Source organism: Massilia sp. LMS1-1-1.1 (assembly GCF_040815535.1).
GTDB lineage: Bacteria > Pseudomonadota > Gammaproteobacteria > Burkholderiales > Burkholderiaceae_D > Janthinobacterium > Janthinobacterium aestuarii.
Genome location: NZ_JBFPNG010000045.1, coordinates 112,242 through 128,417 on the forward strand (window position 1 = coordinate 112,242; position 16,176 = coordinate 128,417).

Below are 16,176 nucleotides of genomic sequence, written 5' to 3' on the forward strand. Positions count from 1 at the left end.
GGGCGCGTGCACAAGGCCCGGAAGCAGATACTTTAAACCTAAAGTATTTTTCCGGCAAGCGAAAAACAGCAGATTCAGTCGTCTCTGTCCTGTTGCTGCAGCAAACGCGCCTGCTGTGCCACGCTGCGCGCCAGCGCGGCCAGGGCCGTTTGCATCTGGCCGCCGTCAAGCACCGCCGATTGCAGCAGCGCGCTCATGCCCGCTTCCGCGCCATGCAGCCCGAGGGTGCGGCAACCGAGGTGCAGCCGTTCCAGCTGCTGGCGCGCCTGGGCCGGTTCGCCGCGTGCCAGCAAGGCGTCGACCTGTTCGCTGGCGGCGCCGATCTGTCCCTGAAAGCCCGTCAAGTAGGCCAGCAGGCGTTCGCCGTCGATGCCCAGCCGCTGCAAGGTATCGCGCGGCGCCTCGGCCGGCAAGGCGGAAACGTCGAAGCAGGCGTCGATATGCTGGCGCACCTGCTCCGGCTGGAAGGGTTTCACGATGTAGCCGGCGGCGCCGGCCTGCACGGCGTCGCGCACCGTGTCCTGGTCATTCGCTGACGAGACGAGCACCAGCGGCATGGCGTCGAGCGCGCTGTCGGAGCGGATTTTCTGCAGCAGCTCCATGCCGGACAGGCGCGGCATGCGCAAGTCGCAAAAGCACAGCGAGGGACGCAAGCCGCCTTCAAGCTGCTCCCACGCCGCCGCGCCATCTTCGGCTTCCACGATATCGTGCACGCCGCAGCTGTCGATCAAATGCATCAATACCATGCGCGACACGACATCATCGTCAACCACCAGTACTTTCATTGCTTTCTCCATTGGCGGCAGCGTCAAGGTGCCTGGCCGTATTCTACCCAGTTTCGCCGCGCGCCCGATGGCCGGCATTGCCTATTTTACATTTCTTGACCCGAAACGGCTATTTGCGCCAACAGTGCGCGCAATTGCGGCAAATGCAGGGCCACCTGCGTCCAGCGCCCGCCATCCGCCGCCTCTTCCATTTCCGTGCACAGCATGTGCAGCTGCGTTTCATCGAGATAGGCGGCGCTGCCCTTCAAGCCGTGCAGCAGGCGCCCGGCGTTATCGCGGTCCTGCGCCGCCAGGGCGTCGTCGAGTTCGCGCAAGCGCCCTTCCAGGTCGGCGACGAAGGCGACACGGATGCGCCGTTGCAGCTCGCCGCTGCGGATGGACTGGGAAGGCGCCGGAACAGGAACTGCCGGCGCGATGCCGAACAGGGCGTCGAGTTCGGCCTGCCCCCGCGCGGCGCTGCGCGGCGCATTCGACGGCATGCGCGGCAGCATGAAACCGCGCTGCAGCTGGCGCTCGATGGCGCGCGCCAGCAAGCCATGCAGCGCCGCCTCGTCCACCGGCTTGCTGAGGAAATCATCCATGCCGACGCCAAGATAGCGGCTGCGGTCTTCCTCGCTGGCGTTCGCCGTCAGGGCCACGATCATCAGCTCCTGGTCACGCACGGGCTGGTCCGGCCAGCCGCCCACTCGGATCAATCGCGTCGCCGTGGCGCCGTCCATCTCCGGCATGCGCCCGTCCATCAGGATCAAGTCATAGCGCGTATGCACGCAGGCCGCCACGGCCAGCACGCCGTTGGCGACCACGTCGACCCGGTGTCCCAGTTCCTCAAGCATCACGCGGATGATGATCTGGTTGGTGGGGAAGTCTTCCGCGCACAGCACGCGCAGCTGGTGGCTGTGCGGCGCCAGTGCCACCTGCGGCACCAGCGGCGGCGCCACGCCATCGGCCAGCGGCAAGGTGAAGGCAAACGTGCTGCCCTGCCCCGGCGTACTGGCCACTTCGATTTCGCCATCCATCAGTTCGACCAGCTGGCGGCAGATGGCCAGGCCCAGGCCCGTGCCGCCATAGCGCCGCGTGGTGCTGGCGTCGGCCTGCTCGAACTTCTGGAACAGGCGCGCCATCGCATCGGCATCGATGCCGATGCCGCTGTCGCTGACGGTAAAGCGGATCAGGTTGACACGGCGCCCGCCCCTGCCGCTGGCCACGCCGGCCCGCTCGACGCACACGCTGACGCCGCCGCGCTGGGTGAACTTGAAGGCATTGCCGACCAGGTTGACCAGCACCTGGCGCAAACGGGTCGGGTCGCCCACGACGAAGGGCGGCAGGTCGGGCGCGAAATCGATGGAGAAACCGATGCTGCGCGCGGCCGCCTGCTCTTCGAACAGGGTGACGACCGTCTCGATCGCCGCGCCGAGCGCGAAGTCGATGTTTTCGATACTCAGCTTGCCCGCCTCGATCTTGGAAAAATCGAGCAAGTCGTTGATGATCACCAGCAGCGACTGGGCATTGGCCTGGCCGCGCAGGATCTGTTCGCGCGTGGCGTCGTGCAGCTGCTCGTCGCGCAGGGCAAAACCCAGCATGCCAATCACGCCGGCCAGCGGCGTGCGCATCTCGTGGCTCATATTGGCCAAAAATTCCGACTTCTGGCGCGTCGCATCCTCGGCCTTGCGCTTGGCCTGGCGCAGGCTTTCCTCGTTTTTCGTCAGGCTGCTGTTGACTTGCGCCAGCTTTTCCGACTGGGCCAGCACTTCGATTTCCTTGCTTTGCAACTCGGCCGTGCGTTCGCCGACCAGTTTTTCCAGTTCGTTCTGCTGGCGCCGCAGCGTACGCACGCGCTGGCGGTAGGCGCCATACACGGCGCCCAGCAGCAGCGCCGCCATCAGGGTGCGGAACCACCAGGTTTTCCAGAACGGCGGCAAGATCGTGATGGCCAAGGTGGCACCGCTCTCGTTCCACACGCCGTCCTTGTTGGCCGCCTTGACGCGAAACACATAGTTGCCCGCATCGAGGTTGGTGTAGGTGGCAAAGCGCCGGCCCGCATCGGTCATGACCCAGTCCTGGTCGAAGCCTTCGAGCCGGTAGGCGAACATATTGCGCTGGGGCGCGGCGAAATGCAGGGCCGCGAATTCCAGCGAAAAGACGCTTTCGCGGCTGGTCAGCACCAGCTCGCGCGTATGGTCGATGGCCGTCTTGAGCACATGCGCGAACTCGCCGCGGCCGATGCCCACCGGCTTGTTGAAGATCTGCAGTTCCGTGACGGCCACCAGCGGCGGCACGCGGTTGTCGTGGATATCCTGCGGCATGAACGCCGTCATGCCGTTGAAGCCGCCGAAATACATGGTGCCGTCCGACGCGCGCAGGGCCGCGCCATCGAAGTACGAGCCTTCCACCGTGCCGTCGGCGCTGTCGTAGTTGCGAAACAGGCCGCTGCGCATGTCGAGCCGCGTGATGCCACTATTCGTGCTCAGCCACAGCTGCTCGTTGTCGTCGCCGAGGATGCTGGCGACGGCATCGTCGGCCATGCCATCCTTGCGCAGGAAGCGCCGGAAGCGGATCTCGCCCTTGGCGTCGATGTCCATGCGGTTCAGGCCATTGGCCGTGCCCACCCACAGCACGCCGCGCTTGTCCTCGTGCAGAAAATGCACTTCGTCGTGGCTCAGGCTCTGCGGGTTTTGCGGGTCGTGGCGGAAATGGCGGAAACGGCCACTGGCGCGGTCCAGCAAGTCCAGGCCGTGGAAGGAGCCTATCCACAGCCGCCCCTTGCCGTCTTCCAGCACGGGCCGCACCATGTTGTCGGACAGGCTGTTCGGGTCGGCCGGGTCGTGGCGGTACGTGGTAAAACGTTTGCTGGCCGGGTCGAAGCGGTGCACGCCGCCCCGCGTCGACACCCACAGCATGCCGCTGCGGTCGCTGACGATATTGCGGATGGTGTCGCTGTTCGGGTCGCCGGCGGCAAAGCGCATGGTGAAGAAACGCCCCAAGGCCGGATCAAAGCGGTGCAAGCCCGTCGAGCCGCCCACCCACAGCACGCCGTCCGGCGCCTTGTACAGGGTCGTGACCTGCTCGTCGCGCGACATGCCGGGCGCGCTGCGCAGGTCGAACAGGCGCGAGCTGCCGTCGCGCGTGTCGTACAGTTTCAGGCCGCCCTTGGTGGCCAGCCACAGCTTGCCGTTGCCCGCGTCGGCCACGGCGCGCACTTTCTTGTCCGCCAGCGCGCCCACGTCGCCGGGCGCGCGCGCCATGCGCGAAAAGCCGCCGCTGCCCAGGTCGACCCGGCTCACGCCGTTGTACCAGGAGCCGACCCAGAAGGTGCCGGCGCGGTCGCGGTACAACGACGACAGCTGGTTGTCGGCGACGCTGAACTTGTCGCCCGTCTGGTGGCGATATTGCAGGAAGGTGTCGCTTTCGGGCAGCCAGCGGAACAGGCCATCGGCATTGCTGCCCAGCCAGACGGTGGCGTCGACATCCTGGTACAGGCTCGCCACGCGGATGGCGGAGAAGCCATGTTTCTCGCCCAAGCGCACTCTCGATTGCGGCGGCTGGCCGGCGGCGCCCAGGCGCCAGCGCTCGGCACCGGCCATGGTGCCGATCCACAGGTTCTGCTGGCGGTCGATCAGCAGCGACTGGATCACGTTGTACTTCGAGCCGGGCGTCGCATCGACGGCGAAATGCTCGAAGCGCTCGCTGCCCGGCGCCAGCATGTCCAGGCCCGTGACCGTGCCTATCCACAGGCGCTGCTGCGCGTCCAGCGCCAGCGCCTTGATTTCATTGTCGCCCAGGCTGTGCGGATTGCCCTCTTCATGGTGCCAGGTGCGGAAGCGGCCCGTGGCGGGATCGAAATGCTGCAAGCCGTCCGAGGTGGCGATCCAGAAGCCGCGCGCGCCATCGTCGAGAATGGCGTGGATATGCCGGTTGCCGTTACCGCGCTTGCTCTTTTCGGCCGGGCCGTAATGGATGAAGGTCTGGCTGGCGGCGTCGAAGCGGTCCAGGCCATTGTCCGTGCCCACCCACAGCTGGCCCTGGCTATCGACATGCAGCTCGCCGACCCAGTTATCGGCCAGGCTGGTCTTGTCGCCCTCGATATTCTTGTAGACGACCATGCGGTAGCCGTCGTAACGGCTCAGGCCGGACTGGCTGCCGAACCACATATAGCCTTGCCGGTCCTGGGCGATGGCCAGCACCGATTCCTGCGCCAGGCCCTGGTCGACGCTGAGCTGGTCGAAACGCAGGGTGGGCGCAGGCCCCGCCATGGCGGGACCTCCCATCAGTAGAATTAACAGTAAGGCAACATCGCAAACACGTCGAAATACCCGCACAATCGTCCTGTCAAAAAAAACGCGAAAAACCCGCACGCCGCTCCAAGGGCCGTCTCATGAACCAAAAAACGCCAGTACATCGTCCTTGCGGGCCTGCGTATCGCGCTGTCCAAGACGGATCAGCTCGTTAGTATACGTCGATTCGAACAATAAATACGATGCCAGCGCCGCGCCACGGGCTTCGGCCGCGCCGATGCCCGACAACATGGTGCGGATGGGACGCGGCAAACTGCCGATATGCCGGCTGGCGATGGCATCGAGCCGTTCGGATGGCGCGATGACCAGCAATTCCACCGGTTTCAGCGCCGTCTTGCCCAGCAACTCGGGCGGCAGCATCGACAGGGTCAGGTTGATGCGGTTCAGGCGCTCGATGTCGACTGCCAGGCCATCGAGGAAAATCGACGACAGCGCATGGCCGGCGATCTGCGCCAGGCTCGGGTAGCGCGCCGCTTCGGACGCGGCGGGCGCCGGTTCCGTCATGCGTCCCGCACCCACCACCAGCACTTTATTTGCGCCCAGGTGAATGGCTGGCGAGATCGGTGCCAGTTGGCGCATGGATCCGTCGCCGCAGTATTCGCGCTGGCCGCCCACGTACAGGGGCACGGCGGGGAAGATGAAGGGGATGGCGGCCGACGCCAGCAAATGCTCCACGCCGATCTGGTCCGGCAGGGCCAGGCGTTGCGTGCGCACCCACGGCGCGATATCCTCGGCCGTCTGGTAAAACGTCATGTGGCGGCTGCCCGAATACGACGACGCCGTCACGGCCAGCGCATGCAGCAAGCCGTCGGCCAGGGCCGCGTCCAGGCGCGGCAGGTCGAGCATGCGGTGCAGCAGGCTGACCAGCGGGGTATTGTCGAGCAGGGAACTGGGCGGCGACGCATGCCACTGGCGCAGCAGCCAGCCGAACGACAGCAGGGACAGCCAGCGCGCGCCCGAGCGGATCACGCCCAGCGAATCGGCCCGGTACACTTGCTCGACTTCGATGTGCTGCCACACGTCGAGCAGCTTTTGCACGCCTTCGCCGAAGTTATCGGCACGGCAGGCCAGCGCCGTGGCGTTGATGGCGCCGGCCGAGGTGCCGCAGATGATGTCGAAGGGGTTGCGCGCCGGCGCCCAGCCTGCTTCCCACAGAATCGCTGAAATCGCCTGCAGCACACCCACCTGATAGGCGGCACGGGCGCCTCCTCCCGTGAGTATCAAGCCTGTTTTATTTTGCATTCCCATGCCGGCAGATTAGCAGGGTCTGGATGCTTTGTGGAAAAGATTCGGGGGTGATTAATCTCCGCGAACCATCCCTTCTCTTCTCGGGTCTGCACCCCCAAACCAGAAATCCTTGCCATGCGCATTCAGGCGCATGATGCCCTGCAAGCCCGAGTTCTGCTCGATCACGCGCACCTCGTGGCCCATCGACTGCAGCGCCTCGACTTGGGCTGCCGGTGCGCGGCCCTTTTCCAGTTCCGTCGGGCCGTTGCGGCTGCCGAAGTTCGGCAGGCTGATCGCCTGCTGCACGTTCAAGCCCCAGTCCATGGTACCGACCAGGACCTTGGCCACATAATTGATGATGGACGAGCCGCCGGGCGAACCCGTGGCCAACACCAGCTTGTGCGTGCCCTTCTCGAACACGAGGGTGGGCGACATGGCGCTGCGCGGCCGCTTGCCCGCTTCGACCCGGTTGGCGATCGGGCCGTCCGCATCGCGCGAATCGAAGGAGAAATCCGTCAGCTGGTTATTGAGCAGGAAGCCGTCGACCATCTGGCGCGAACCGAACGCGTCTTCCACGCTGGTGGTCATCGACAGGCCGCCCCCAAAAGCGTCGACGGCCACCAGATGCGACGTCGACGGGCGCTGCAAGGCGTTGTCCATGCCCCACGCCACCTGCATGCCGGGCGGCGTGCCGGGCAAGGCGCGGCCCATGGATTTCTCGCCGATGAGGGAAGCGCGCTGGGCAAGGTAGGTTTTATCGAGCATCGAGGCGACGCCATTGCCCGGCAGCGGCACGAAGTCCGTGTCCGCCACGTAGCGGTTGCGGTCCGCGTAGGCCAGGCGCCCCGCTTCCGAGAACAGGTGGATCGCTTGCGCATCGAGCACGCCGTCGACGGGCGCATACGGCCGGATATCCTTCACTTCCAGGATGCCCAGCATCTGCGCGATGGCGATGCCGCCCGACGATGGCGGCGGCATGCCGCACACGGTCCAGGCCTTGTAATCGCTGCAGACGGGCTCGCGCACCTTGGCCTTGTAGCCGGCGATGTCGGTCGCCGTCAGCTTGCCCGGATTGGTCGGATGCGAGGCCACCTTGGCGGCGATGTCGCGCGCGATGCGGCCGTTGTAAAAGGCGTCGGCGCCGCCACGGGCGATCTCGCGCAGGGTGCGCGCCAGTTCCGGATTCTTCAGCACGTGACCGACGGGCCAGGCCTTGCCCTCTTTGTCATAGAAATACGCGGCGGCGACAGGGTCGCGCTTCAAGGCCTGGTCCCAGTTCAGCAAGCCGTTGAGGCGCTGGCTGACGGGAAAGCCGCCGTGCGCCAGCTTGATGGCGGGGCCGAACAGGGTCGCCCACGGCAGCTTGCCGTGTTCCTTGTGCGCCAGTTCCAGCATGCGCAGCACGCCCGGCGCGCCCACGGAACGCCCGCCCACCACGCCCGTGGCGCGCGAGACGGGGCTGCCGTCCGCATTCTGGAACAAGTGTTCATCGGCGGCGGCCGGCGCCGTTTCGCGCCCATCGAACGCCTGCACGCCCTTGGCCGTGGAATACAGCAAAAAGGCGCCGCCGCCGATGCCCGACGATTGCGGCTCGACCAGGGTCAGTACCAGCTGCGTGGCGATGGCCGCATCGATGGCGCTGCCGCCCTTTTTCAGCATCTGGTAGCCCGCATCGGCAGCCAGCGGATTGGCGGCAGCGACCATGAATTTCTGCGCCGCCCAACCCGATTTTTCCGCAAACGCGGTGGCGATTTCCGGGGCCTTTTGCGGCGCCTCGGCAAATACAGGACTGGCAGCCAAGGCTCCCAGCAAGGTCAGGCTCAGCGCCAGCGGCTTCAATGTGATCATGCTTACTCCGGTAAAGATTCCCGGGTATGCTACCTCAAATGCCGGCCACGGCGCTGCACCCTCGCCTAGGGCTTACTTCGGCTGCATGCGGATCGCGCCGTCCAGGCGGATCGTTTCGCCATTGAGCATGACGTTTTCCACGATGGCTTTCACCAGTTGCGCGTATTCGCCGGGCTTGCCCAGGCGCGATGGGAACGGCACCATCTTGCCCAGCGCATCCTGCACTTCGGCCGGCATCCCCAGCAGCATCGGCGTTTCGAAAATGCCGGGCGCCACCGTCATCACGCGGATGCCGTTGCGCGACAGGTCGCGCGCCATCGGCAGGGTCAATCCCACCACGGCCGCCTTCGACGAGGCGTAAGCTGCCTGGCCGATCTGGCCATCGTAGGCCGCCACGGAAGCCGTGTTGATAATGATGCCGCGCTCGCCTTCAGCGGTGGCATCCTGCTTGGCCATGGCGTCGGCCGCCAGGCGGCACATATTGAAGGTGCCCACCAGGTTGATGTTGACGACTTTCTGGAACAGGGCCAGCGGGTGCGGGCCATCCTTGCCCACGGTTTTCACGGCCGGCGCCACGCCGGCGCAGTTGACGAGGCCGCGCAAGGTACCGAGTTTGGTAGCGGCCGCCACCACGGCCAGGCCGTCTTCTTCCGACGTCACGTCGCATTGCACGAACACGCCATTCAGTTCAGCGGCCAGCGCCTGGCCCGCTTCCGTCTGCACGTCGGCCAGCACGACCTTGCCGCCGGCCGCCGTCAGCATGCGCGCCGTGGCCGCGCCCAGGCCCGATGCGCCGCCCGTGATGATGAATACATTGTCCTGAATCTGCATGAAATCTCCTGAGTATGCTGAGTAATAAGGGCCGTGATCCCGGCGCCTGATGGTTGCGTGTCGCATGATGCCATAGTTACGTTTACGTAAACGTAATGTCAGCGACAATTGTAGCCATTTTTTGCGCGACGCAGCGAAAAGTTAAGGACGAACGAAGCAGATTGGCGCTGGAGCGCTCAGCGGGACAGAACGAAAGCGCCCGCCGTGATCAGCAGAATGCCGAACACTTTCGGCATAGTGAGCGCTTCCTGCAGCACGCTGCAGCCAATCAGGGTCACCAGCGCCATCGTGATGGCCGTCATGACGGGATAGGCAAGGCTGATTTGCAGTTTTTCCAGCGCTATTGCATAGCAGATGAAACCCAGGGCATAGGCGCCCCCTGCGCCACCCAGCCACAGCAGGCGGACGACACTCAGGCCGCTGCCATACTGGCTGGAGATTTTGATCAGCAAGGTGGCGGCCGCGCTGGCCACTGAGGCAAGCGCGCACCATAGGAAGCCTGCAGAAGCGGAAGTCATCATCGGTAGCGGTTCGGGTACGGTTTCGGGAGAAGGTGCGGCATTCTACAGGCTGGCCCCCACCGCCAGCGCCATGCAGGCGCCGATGATCACGAGGCTGACAGTATCTTTGCTCACATATAACACAGGATCCTCGTTGACCTCGCCCCGGAAGGTCAGCGTCCACAGTCGTCCCAGCCAGAACACCAGCAGGGGCACGATACCCAGCAACAGGTAAGGACGCGCATACAGTACCAGGATGTTTTGGGAATTAAAGTACAGCATGAACACCAGCAGCGAAATGAATCCGCTGTTCACGCCCATGATGCCGATCGGCGCCTTATCGGCCGTCGTATAGCTGCGGCCGCGCGTTTTTTCCTTGCCTTGGCGCTCCAGATTGAATAGCTCGCTATAGCGCTTGAGCAGCGCCAGGCTGAGGAAAATAAAGAAGGAAAAAGCCAGCAGCCAGAACGACGGTTCGATATGCGTCGCCGCGCTGCCTCCCAGTATGCGCAAGGTATACAGGATGGCGAGGGTGACGATATCGACCATCAGCAAGCGCTTCAGGTAAATCGAGTACGCCAGGGTGCTGGCGAAGTAAATCGCCACGGCCAGCAACAGCAGCGGATCGAACAGCGCGCAAATGGCCAGCGCCAGGATGGCCAGCAGCGGACTGGCCAGCAGGGCAACGGGCAGCGGCAGGCTGCCGGCGGCTATCGGCCGGCGGCACTTGCTGGGGTGGCGCCTGTCATCGGGCGCATCGAGCGCATCATTGAGCAGATAGGCACTAGAGGCGCACAGCGAAAAAGCGACAAACGCCACCAGCGCCTGCAGGAAGGTCGGCAGATTCAGCGCATGGCCGGCCAGCATCGGCACGAAGACCAGCAGATTCTTCAGCCACTGGCGGGGCCGCATTGCCTTGAGCAGGGGCACGCCCCATCCGGCGCGCGGCGTCCCCGCCGCCTGCGTGGCGCCGCCAGCGGCCAGCCGGAACGGCGTGCGGGTGACGGAAAACGCCGCGTTGCTTGCATTCCATACCGCGACGTCAACACTGGCATTACCTATGTAATCAAACCCCCTGGCGCCAAACAGTTCGCTCAGTTGATGCGCCTTGTTATGCGAAGTGAGATTGATCCCGCCCTCAGTGGCCAGCACGCGGTCAAACAGGCCCAGGTGGACGGCGATGGCATCGGCGAAACGGCGCTGCGAACCTGTCGCCAGAATGATCTGGCGCCCTTCGCTGCGCTGGCGTGCCAGGTCGGCCAGTAAAATCTGATCATACGGCAAGGCTTGCGGATCGATCTCCACCATGCCCGCCATTTTTTCCTTGAAACCAGCCTTGCCGGAAAACAGCCAGAACGGCAAGCGCCAGAGCTGCAAGAACCGCACTTTGATAAAGATGAGAATCGCTTCCCACAGCAAGTCCGAATGGATCAGCGTGCCGTCGAGATCGACCACCAGCGGTATATTCTTCTGTTCGCCCTGCGCGCGCAACATCGGTTCGGCCATGATATTAACTTTCCGTGCCGGATGCCGGCATGCGTGACAGCAACCAAGCGCTGTCCCGATCCAGCGCGGGCATGGCTGGCGCACCGACACGTGCACTCAGTGCGCACAACATGAATGCCACGGCAACGGGGATGAAGGCATCAAACTGGCGCCCTTCATTGAACTGTCCCACCATAAAGGTCATGGTCAGCAAACACGGCAGGATAATCAGGCAGCGGCGCAGCGGCGCAGACGCATAACGCCAGCCGGAGGCGGCCACGAGATACCACAGCAATATAGGGCCAATGTTCTGTACCAGCGTACGCGGATGGTGCAGGAAGAGATTGATATTGTTGTCAATCTTGCCGCCTTCCCATGCCTGATGGGCGGGCAACACATAAAACATCAGTACGCGCACCAGGCCGTACAGCAGCAGCTGCAGCAATATCCAGCCCGCCAGCGAGCGCAGCTTCATCTGTCCAAACAAGACAAAGCCGCTCGCCACAATCAGGAAGAGCGTGATCTCGTGATTGAACGTTCCCGCCACCAGCATTGCCACGTAGGGCAGCATTTCGCGGCGCAGCAGATGGTAGAGACAAAAGGAATAGACAAAAATAATACCGATATCGTAAAACGTGTAATAGGTGACCGTGGGCGCCCACATGCACAACACCAGAAACTGCGCCATGAAGGCCAGGTCCCGTCGGATGAAGAGAGCGGCAAAACGCCGGACCGACCACAGCATCAGCACCACAGCCAGGACCTGGGACCAGAGAAAACACTCGATGGCGCCCAAGCGAGGGAACAGGTACTGCAAGACCTGCGCCGGGAAAATGAACATGACGCGGTGCTGGAACGGCGGCGTACCTTTGAATGCCATGATGTCATCGATCAGGTACCAGTTTTCCTGTGTGCCGAAACGCAGAAGCATGCCGGCAAACACTGCGGTGTAAATGGCGAACAACAGATAATCGAGCCCATCGTCGCTCATTGCCGCGGGCCGATGCAAGCGATACAGGAACACTGCGGCAGTGACAGTGAAGGCCAGCCAAAGCAACAGGTAAAAGCTCACCAGGGCATCCATTTTCTGAACATAAAATGCCAGCGGATGGCGGTCCGCATGGCCGAATACCTTATTGAGCACCGACCATGAGCGCCCGTCGTAGGCCGCCTCCAGCAGTGCATTTCCTGCCAAAAAATACCAGGAAAATACAGCCAGTGCACAGATGGAAAACGTGACGAACAAGAGACGAAGATGGGCTGGTTTCATTGTGAATTGATAACAATATGATGACAACAATAAATTATTAAATATTTACTTTTATTGTTTCATGATATATACAAAAATGCAATAATTAAATCCCGACCACTCATCGCAGACATTTGTTTTTTATCAATACCTCGAAAATGAAGCAGCGGGAACACCACGGATGGCGCCCGCCGGGAACGCGCCGGGCCTGCCTATTTCTTCCGGCGTGGCAGCGCCATACGCTGGCACCTGCTCCCTAGAAACACTGCAGGAACGCCCCATTGCGGTGACAAATGCGCCCGTTGGCATCGAGCGTCGCATTGCCCGCGCCGTTGTAGCGCGCGCCCGAGGCATCGCGGCAGCCACCCGTGTCGCATGAGCCGATGGGCTGCGGCGCACGGGGGATGGGCACGGCCGGACTGGGCGGCAGGGGCGCCATGGGCACGACGGGAGGCGCAGGCTGCGCCCGCATGCGGCCGATCACCTGCGCCACGGAACGGCGCGGCTGCACGGGCGGCGCCGGGCGGCATGGCTCGACGGCCAGCTTGCTGCTGTCGCGCGGATCGAGCTGGCATACGGGCAAATCATCGGAAGCGGTCTGCTCCTGAGCGCCTGCATGGCCGCCAGCGAGCAGAAGGGCGCAGGCCAGCGCCGATATGGTTTTGATCATCGTCTTCATGCCACCTCCCCATGCATCGATCATACCGCTTTCATTATTGGCACACACGGCGCCAGATGCCATGCACAAGCAGCAACGGCGTTTTATTTCCTTTCATCACTTTCCTTCTTGCCAGGATAGCATTACAATAAGAACGATTCTTATTCTCATTAGCAGAATGGGAGCGCAGTTTATTGTATTTTCAATCATTCATACCCGAGCCACCCGGAAGGCAGCCAGGAAAAAACAACATCCGGAAAGTTCACCATGACCAAGCGCAGTCCCGCCTTCGCAACCCCCGCCGCCACTCCCGCCCGTCTCCGTCATTCCGCTTCCCTGCTCCTGCCCTGCCTGCTGTCGCTGGCCGTCAGCAGCGCCTGGGCCGAAGGCAATGTGGCCGCCGACCCGACCATGAACACGGTGGTCGTCACCGCGTCGGGCACGGCCATCGATATCAAGGATGCGCCGGCCAGCATCAGCGTCATCACGCGCGAGGAAATCGAGCGCCAGCCCGTGTATGACCTCAACACCCTGCTGCGCCGCATCCCCGGCGTGACGGGCGGCACCGGCCCCGAAGGCGAAGCGTCGAAGATCAAGCTGCGCGGCTTGCCTGACAAATACACGCTGATCCTCGTCGACGGCAAACGCGTGGGCAGCTCGGCCGACACGGCTTACCGTCCCGACCTGGGCCGCCAGGACTTGAACTGGATCTCGCCCGACATGATCGAGCGCATCGAAGTGGTGCGCGGACCCATGTCTTCGCTGTACGGCTCGGACGCCATGGGCGGCGTGATCAACATCATCACGCGCAAGGTGCCGGGCAAGTGGAACGGGTCGGCCACGGCCAACTACACGCAGCCGCAGGACAGCGACCGCGGCACGGCGCACCAGCTGGGCGTGAACCTGGCCGGCCCCTTGTCGGACACGGTCGGCATGCGCCTGGGCGTGAACCAGACGCGCCAGAATCCCGATGAAAAATTCTTCGACAAAGCGGGCGACATGGGCGGCGAACGCAACCAGACTGTCTCCGGTCAGCTGAGCTGGGCGCTGGGCAAGAAACAGAACCTGTCGCTGGACGCCAGCTATGGCAGGCAGGAAGCCAGCACTTCGAGCGCGCGTGATGCGGACGGCGAACCGCTGGTCGACAGCTGGGGCGCCAACAAGCTGATACGCAAGAGCGTCAGCCTCGGCTATGAAGGCCGCTGGGACTTCGGCAAGACCACCGTCAACCTGTATCACAACGACTTCGATAACCAGGACGTCGGCACGGTGGCGAAATCCAAGGACAGCACGCTCGATGCCAGCCTGGAAAAACGCCTCGGCTGGGGCGGCATCGAGCAGATGCTGGTGATGGGCGGCCAGTGGAAGCACCAGGAACTGACGAACACGAATACCATCGGCACCGTGCCCACCGATTACCTGGGCAACACCGTCAGCGGCGCGACCTTGTCCGGCACCACGTCGGCCCTGTTTGCGGAAGATCAGCTGTTCCTGCGCGACAACCTGACGGCCACGGCCGGCCTGCGCCTCGACCACCACAGCAAGTTCGGCAACCATTACAGCCCGCGCCTGTACCTGGTGTACCACCCTGCCCCCGCCTGGACCATCAAGGGCGGCGTGTCGCAAGGCTTCCGCGCCCCGAGCCTGAAGGAAAACTCGCCGGCGGCGGCGACCAATTCAGGCGGACGCGGTTGCGGCAGCCTGAAACCGCTGGGCTACATCACGGGCTCCTGTTACATGGCCGGCAATGCCGACTTGAAGCCGGAAACGAGCACGGCCGGCGAGATCGGCGTGGCGTGGGAACAGAATGGTTGGGACGTGGGCCTGACGTACTTCCACACGGATTTCAAGAACAAGATCGACTATGCGCCGCTGGGCTTTTACCAGCAGCGCTGGTGGACGAAGATGACGAATATCCAGAAAGCGCGCACCAGCGGCGTGGAAGCGACGGCCACCATCCCGCTGACAAAAAACCTGAACTGGCGTAACAACGTCACCTACATGGCCGAGGCGAAAAACCTGACGACGGGCGCCAACCTGCTGTCGACGCCAAAACTGTCGTGGTACTCGGCGCTGGGCTGGCAAGTCAACGACCAGCTGTTCGGCGAAGTATCGGCCCAGTACACAGGCAAGGAACTCGACGCGGGCAAGCTGGCCGACAAGGCCTACACCATCGTCGACACGGTCGTGTCGTACAAGGTCACGCCACAATGGACCATGCGCGGCGGCGTACAAAACCTGTTCAAGAAGGGCCCGATGGCCGATGGACTGGTCGACTATTACGTGCCGGGACGGCGCATGTTCGTCGGTTTGACGTCGCGCTTCTAATAGCGGGGCGGCGGCGTACCGGGCGGCGGCGTGGCGGCGTTGGCCGGCACGCTGCTCAGCATCTGCCCGGCCACGGGCACCTTGTGGCCGCTCGCATACATGCATTGCTGGTAGGCATAGTCGTAACGGCGCTGCATGCCATACGAAGAACTGTCGGCCGCGCCCGTGCCCGCCAGCGCGCCAAAGACCAGCCCAGTACCGGCACCCACGCCAGCGCCATGGCCGCCATCGATGGCGGCGCCGGCCACCGCACCGAGCAAGGTGCCCAGGGCCGCACTGCGCACGCCGCTGTCGGCCGCGGCTTGCTGCGCCGAACTGCCGCCCAGCTGAGCCTGCGCATACCCGCGGCACTGGGCATCATCGCCCTGGAATTGCGCGAAACTCTTGCCCGTGCCGGGCAACACCATGGCCGACGGCCCTTGCGGCATCACCGTGCATGCCGCCAGCACAAGGGGCGCCAGCACGCCCCCACACACTGCGCCTGTTTTTCCGTTCATGTCGCACCTCGCTTTCAGCGCACGCTGCCCGGCGCCACAGCGCGCCACGGCAGCGTGCAACTTGTCACGTAGGGATAATAGCCTTGCGGCTGACGGCAGTAGTACCACATCGACGCCGTCGGCACTCCGCCCTGCTCGACATACACGGGCGGCGCGACGGGCAGCGGCTGCACCACGACCGTGCGCCCATACGGATGGCGGTACCAAGGGTCGCCGTACCACCCAGGCCCGTAGCCCCAGCTCGATCCCAGCCACACACCGACATGCGAGCGGCCATGGAAATGCCTGTGCCCGTGATGACCATGATGACCGTGGAAGCCGTGTCCACCGTGCCGGCCATGCCTGCCCGGATCGGCCCAGGCGCTGCCGGCCAGCGCCAGCCCCACCGCCACGGCCAGCCCCCGCATCAGCCAGCGCCGTTTGTCTGCCTTGTCCATGATGCCTCCTGCCGTCTGCTGCCTGAAGTGATTCCTTCA

The 16,176-nt window shown here is 63.7% G+C and carries 12 protein-coding genes; 1 reads left to right on the top strand and 11 read right to left on the bottom strand.

All coding sequences use genetic code 11. The features are described from left to right. Positions 1 to 74: 74 nt before the first annotated feature. The 9 genes from MRBLMS1_RS22445 to MRBLMS1_RS22485 form a co-directional block, all read right to left on the bottom strand. Entirely contained in the window at positions 75 to 785 is a 711-nt protein-coding gene (locus tag MRBLMS1_RS22445) for a response regulator (RefSeq protein WP_219329202.1), read from the bottom strand. Positions 786 to 871: 86 nt separating this feature from the next. Next, positions 872 to 5,035 carry a hybrid sensor histidine kinase/response regulator gene (locus tag MRBLMS1_RS22450; RefSeq protein ID WP_485882034.1) on the bottom strand — a complete coding sequence of 1,388 codons (4,164 nt, stop codon included), beginning with the start codon at positions 5,033 to 5,035 and terminating at the stop codon, positions 872 to 874. A gap of 120 nt (positions 5,036 to 5,155) precedes the next feature. Continuing rightward, on the bottom strand, positions 5,156 to 6,325 hold the full coding sequence (locus MRBLMS1_RS22455; RefSeq protein WP_092715093.1) for a patatin-like phospholipase family protein: 1,170 nt from the start codon (positions 6,323 to 6,325) through the stop codon (positions 5,156 to 5,158). Between the two features lie 51 nt (positions 6,326 to 6,376). Next, positions 6,377 to 8,152 (bottom strand): gamma-glutamyltransferase, encoded by a 1,776-nt coding sequence (ggt, locus tag MRBLMS1_RS22460; RefSeq protein WP_485882037.1) that lies wholly within the window; start codon positions 8,150 to 8,152, stop codon positions 6,377 to 6,379. A 72-nt stretch (positions 8,153 to 8,224) separates the two neighbouring features. Next, a complete protein-coding gene (locus MRBLMS1_RS22465; RefSeq protein ID WP_070224603.1) occupies positions 8,225 to 8,983 on the bottom strand; it encodes a 3-hydroxyacyl-CoA dehydrogenase in 759 nt (252 codons plus the stop codon). Positions 8,984 to 9,159: 176 nt separating this feature from the next. Next, on the bottom strand, positions 9,160 to 9,504 hold the full coding sequence (locus MRBLMS1_RS22470) for an SMR family transporter (RefSeq protein ID WP_485882039.1): 345 nt from the start codon (positions 9,502 to 9,504) through the stop codon (positions 9,160 to 9,162). A gap of 42 nt (positions 9,505 to 9,546) precedes the next feature. Then, positions 9,547 to 10,989 carry a UbiA family prenyltransferase gene (locus MRBLMS1_RS22475; RefSeq protein ID WP_485882041.1) on the bottom strand — a complete coding sequence of 481 codons (1,443 nt, stop codon included), beginning with the start codon at positions 10,987 to 10,989 and terminating at the stop codon, positions 9,547 to 9,549. A 4-nt stretch (positions 10,990 to 10,993) separates the two neighbouring features. Continuing rightward, complete coding sequence (locus tag MRBLMS1_RS22480; protein ID WP_485882043.1) at positions 10,994 to 12,238, bottom strand: hypothetical protein; 1,245 nt, start codon at positions 12,236 to 12,238, stop codon at positions 10,994 to 10,996. A gap of 235 nt (positions 12,239 to 12,473) precedes the next feature. Next, a complete protein-coding gene (locus tag MRBLMS1_RS22485; RefSeq protein WP_485882045.1) occupies positions 12,474 to 12,896 on the bottom strand; it encodes a hypothetical protein in 423 nt (140 codons plus the stop codon). 246 nt (positions 12,897 to 13,142) lie between these two features. Here MRBLMS1_RS22485 and MRBLMS1_RS22490 point away from each other — a divergent pair, with 246 nt between their 5' ends. Next, complete coding sequence (locus MRBLMS1_RS22490; protein WP_485882047.1) at positions 13,143 to 15,203, top strand: TonB-dependent receptor domain-containing protein; 2,061 nt, start codon at positions 13,143 to 13,145, stop codon at positions 15,201 to 15,203. On the opposite strand, the gene MRBLMS1_RS22495 is transcribed toward MRBLMS1_RS22490, so the two are convergent. Then, positions 15,200 to 15,700 (bottom strand): glycine zipper family protein, encoded by a 501-nt coding sequence (locus tag MRBLMS1_RS22495; RefSeq protein WP_485882049.1) that lies wholly within the window; start codon positions 15,698 to 15,700, stop codon positions 15,200 to 15,202. The genes MRBLMS1_RS22490 and MRBLMS1_RS22495 overlap by 4 nt on opposite strands. Before the next feature lie 14 nt (positions 15,701 to 15,714). Further along, the gene (locus MRBLMS1_RS22500) at positions 15,715 to 16,137 is read right to left on the bottom strand and encodes a hypothetical protein (RefSeq protein ID WP_485882051.1); all 423 of its coding nucleotides are present in this window, start codon (positions 16,135 to 16,137) and stop codon (positions 15,715 to 15,717) included. Positions 16,138 to 16,176 lie beyond the last annotated feature (39 nt).

Bases quoted from the DNA above. Each gene is read 5' to 3' on its own strand.
- MRBLMS1_RS22445 (WP_219329202.1), bottom strand. From the start codon at position 785: ATGAAAGTACTGGTGGTTGACGATGATGTCGTGTCGCGCATGGTATTG.
- MRBLMS1_RS22450 (WP_485882034.1), bottom strand. From the start codon at position 5,035: ATGGCGGGGCCTGCGCCCACCCTGCGTTTCGACCAGCTCAGCGTCGAC.
- MRBLMS1_RS22455 (WP_092715093.1), bottom strand. From the start codon at position 6,325: ATGGGAATGCAAAATAAAACAGGCTTGATACTCACGGGAGGAGGCGCC.
- ggt (WP_485882037.1), bottom strand. From the start codon at position 8,152: ATGATCACATTGAAGCCGCTGGCGCTGAGCCTGACCTTGCTGGGAGCC.
- MRBLMS1_RS22465 (WP_070224603.1), bottom strand. From the start codon at position 8,983: ATGCAGATTCAGGACAATGTATTCATCATCACGGGCGGCGCATCGGGC.
- MRBLMS1_RS22470 (WP_485882039.1), bottom strand. From the start codon at position 9,504: ATGATGACTTCCGCTTCTGCAGGCTTCCTATGGTGCGCGCTTGCCTCA.
- MRBLMS1_RS22475 (WP_485882041.1), bottom strand. From the start codon at position 10,989: ATGGCCGAACCGATGTTGCGCGCGCAGGGCGAACAGAAGAATATACCG.
- MRBLMS1_RS22480 (WP_485882043.1), bottom strand. From the start codon at position 12,238: ATGAAACCAGCCCATCTTCGTCTCTTGTTCGTCACGTTTTCCATCTGT.
- MRBLMS1_RS22485 (WP_485882045.1), bottom strand. From the start codon at position 12,896: ATGAAGACGATGATCAAAACCATATCGGCGCTGGCCTGCGCCCTTCTG.
- MRBLMS1_RS22490 (WP_485882047.1), top strand. From the start codon at position 13,143: ATGACCAAGCGCAGTCCCGCCTTCGCAACCCCCGCCGCCACTCCCGCC.
- MRBLMS1_RS22495 (WP_485882049.1), bottom strand. From the start codon at position 15,700: ATGAACGGAAAAACAGGCGCAGTGTGTGGGGGCGTGCTGGCGCCCCTT.
- MRBLMS1_RS22500 (WP_485882051.1), bottom strand. From the start codon at position 16,137: ATGGACAAGGCAGACAAACGGCGCTGGCTGATGCGGGGGCTGGCCGTG.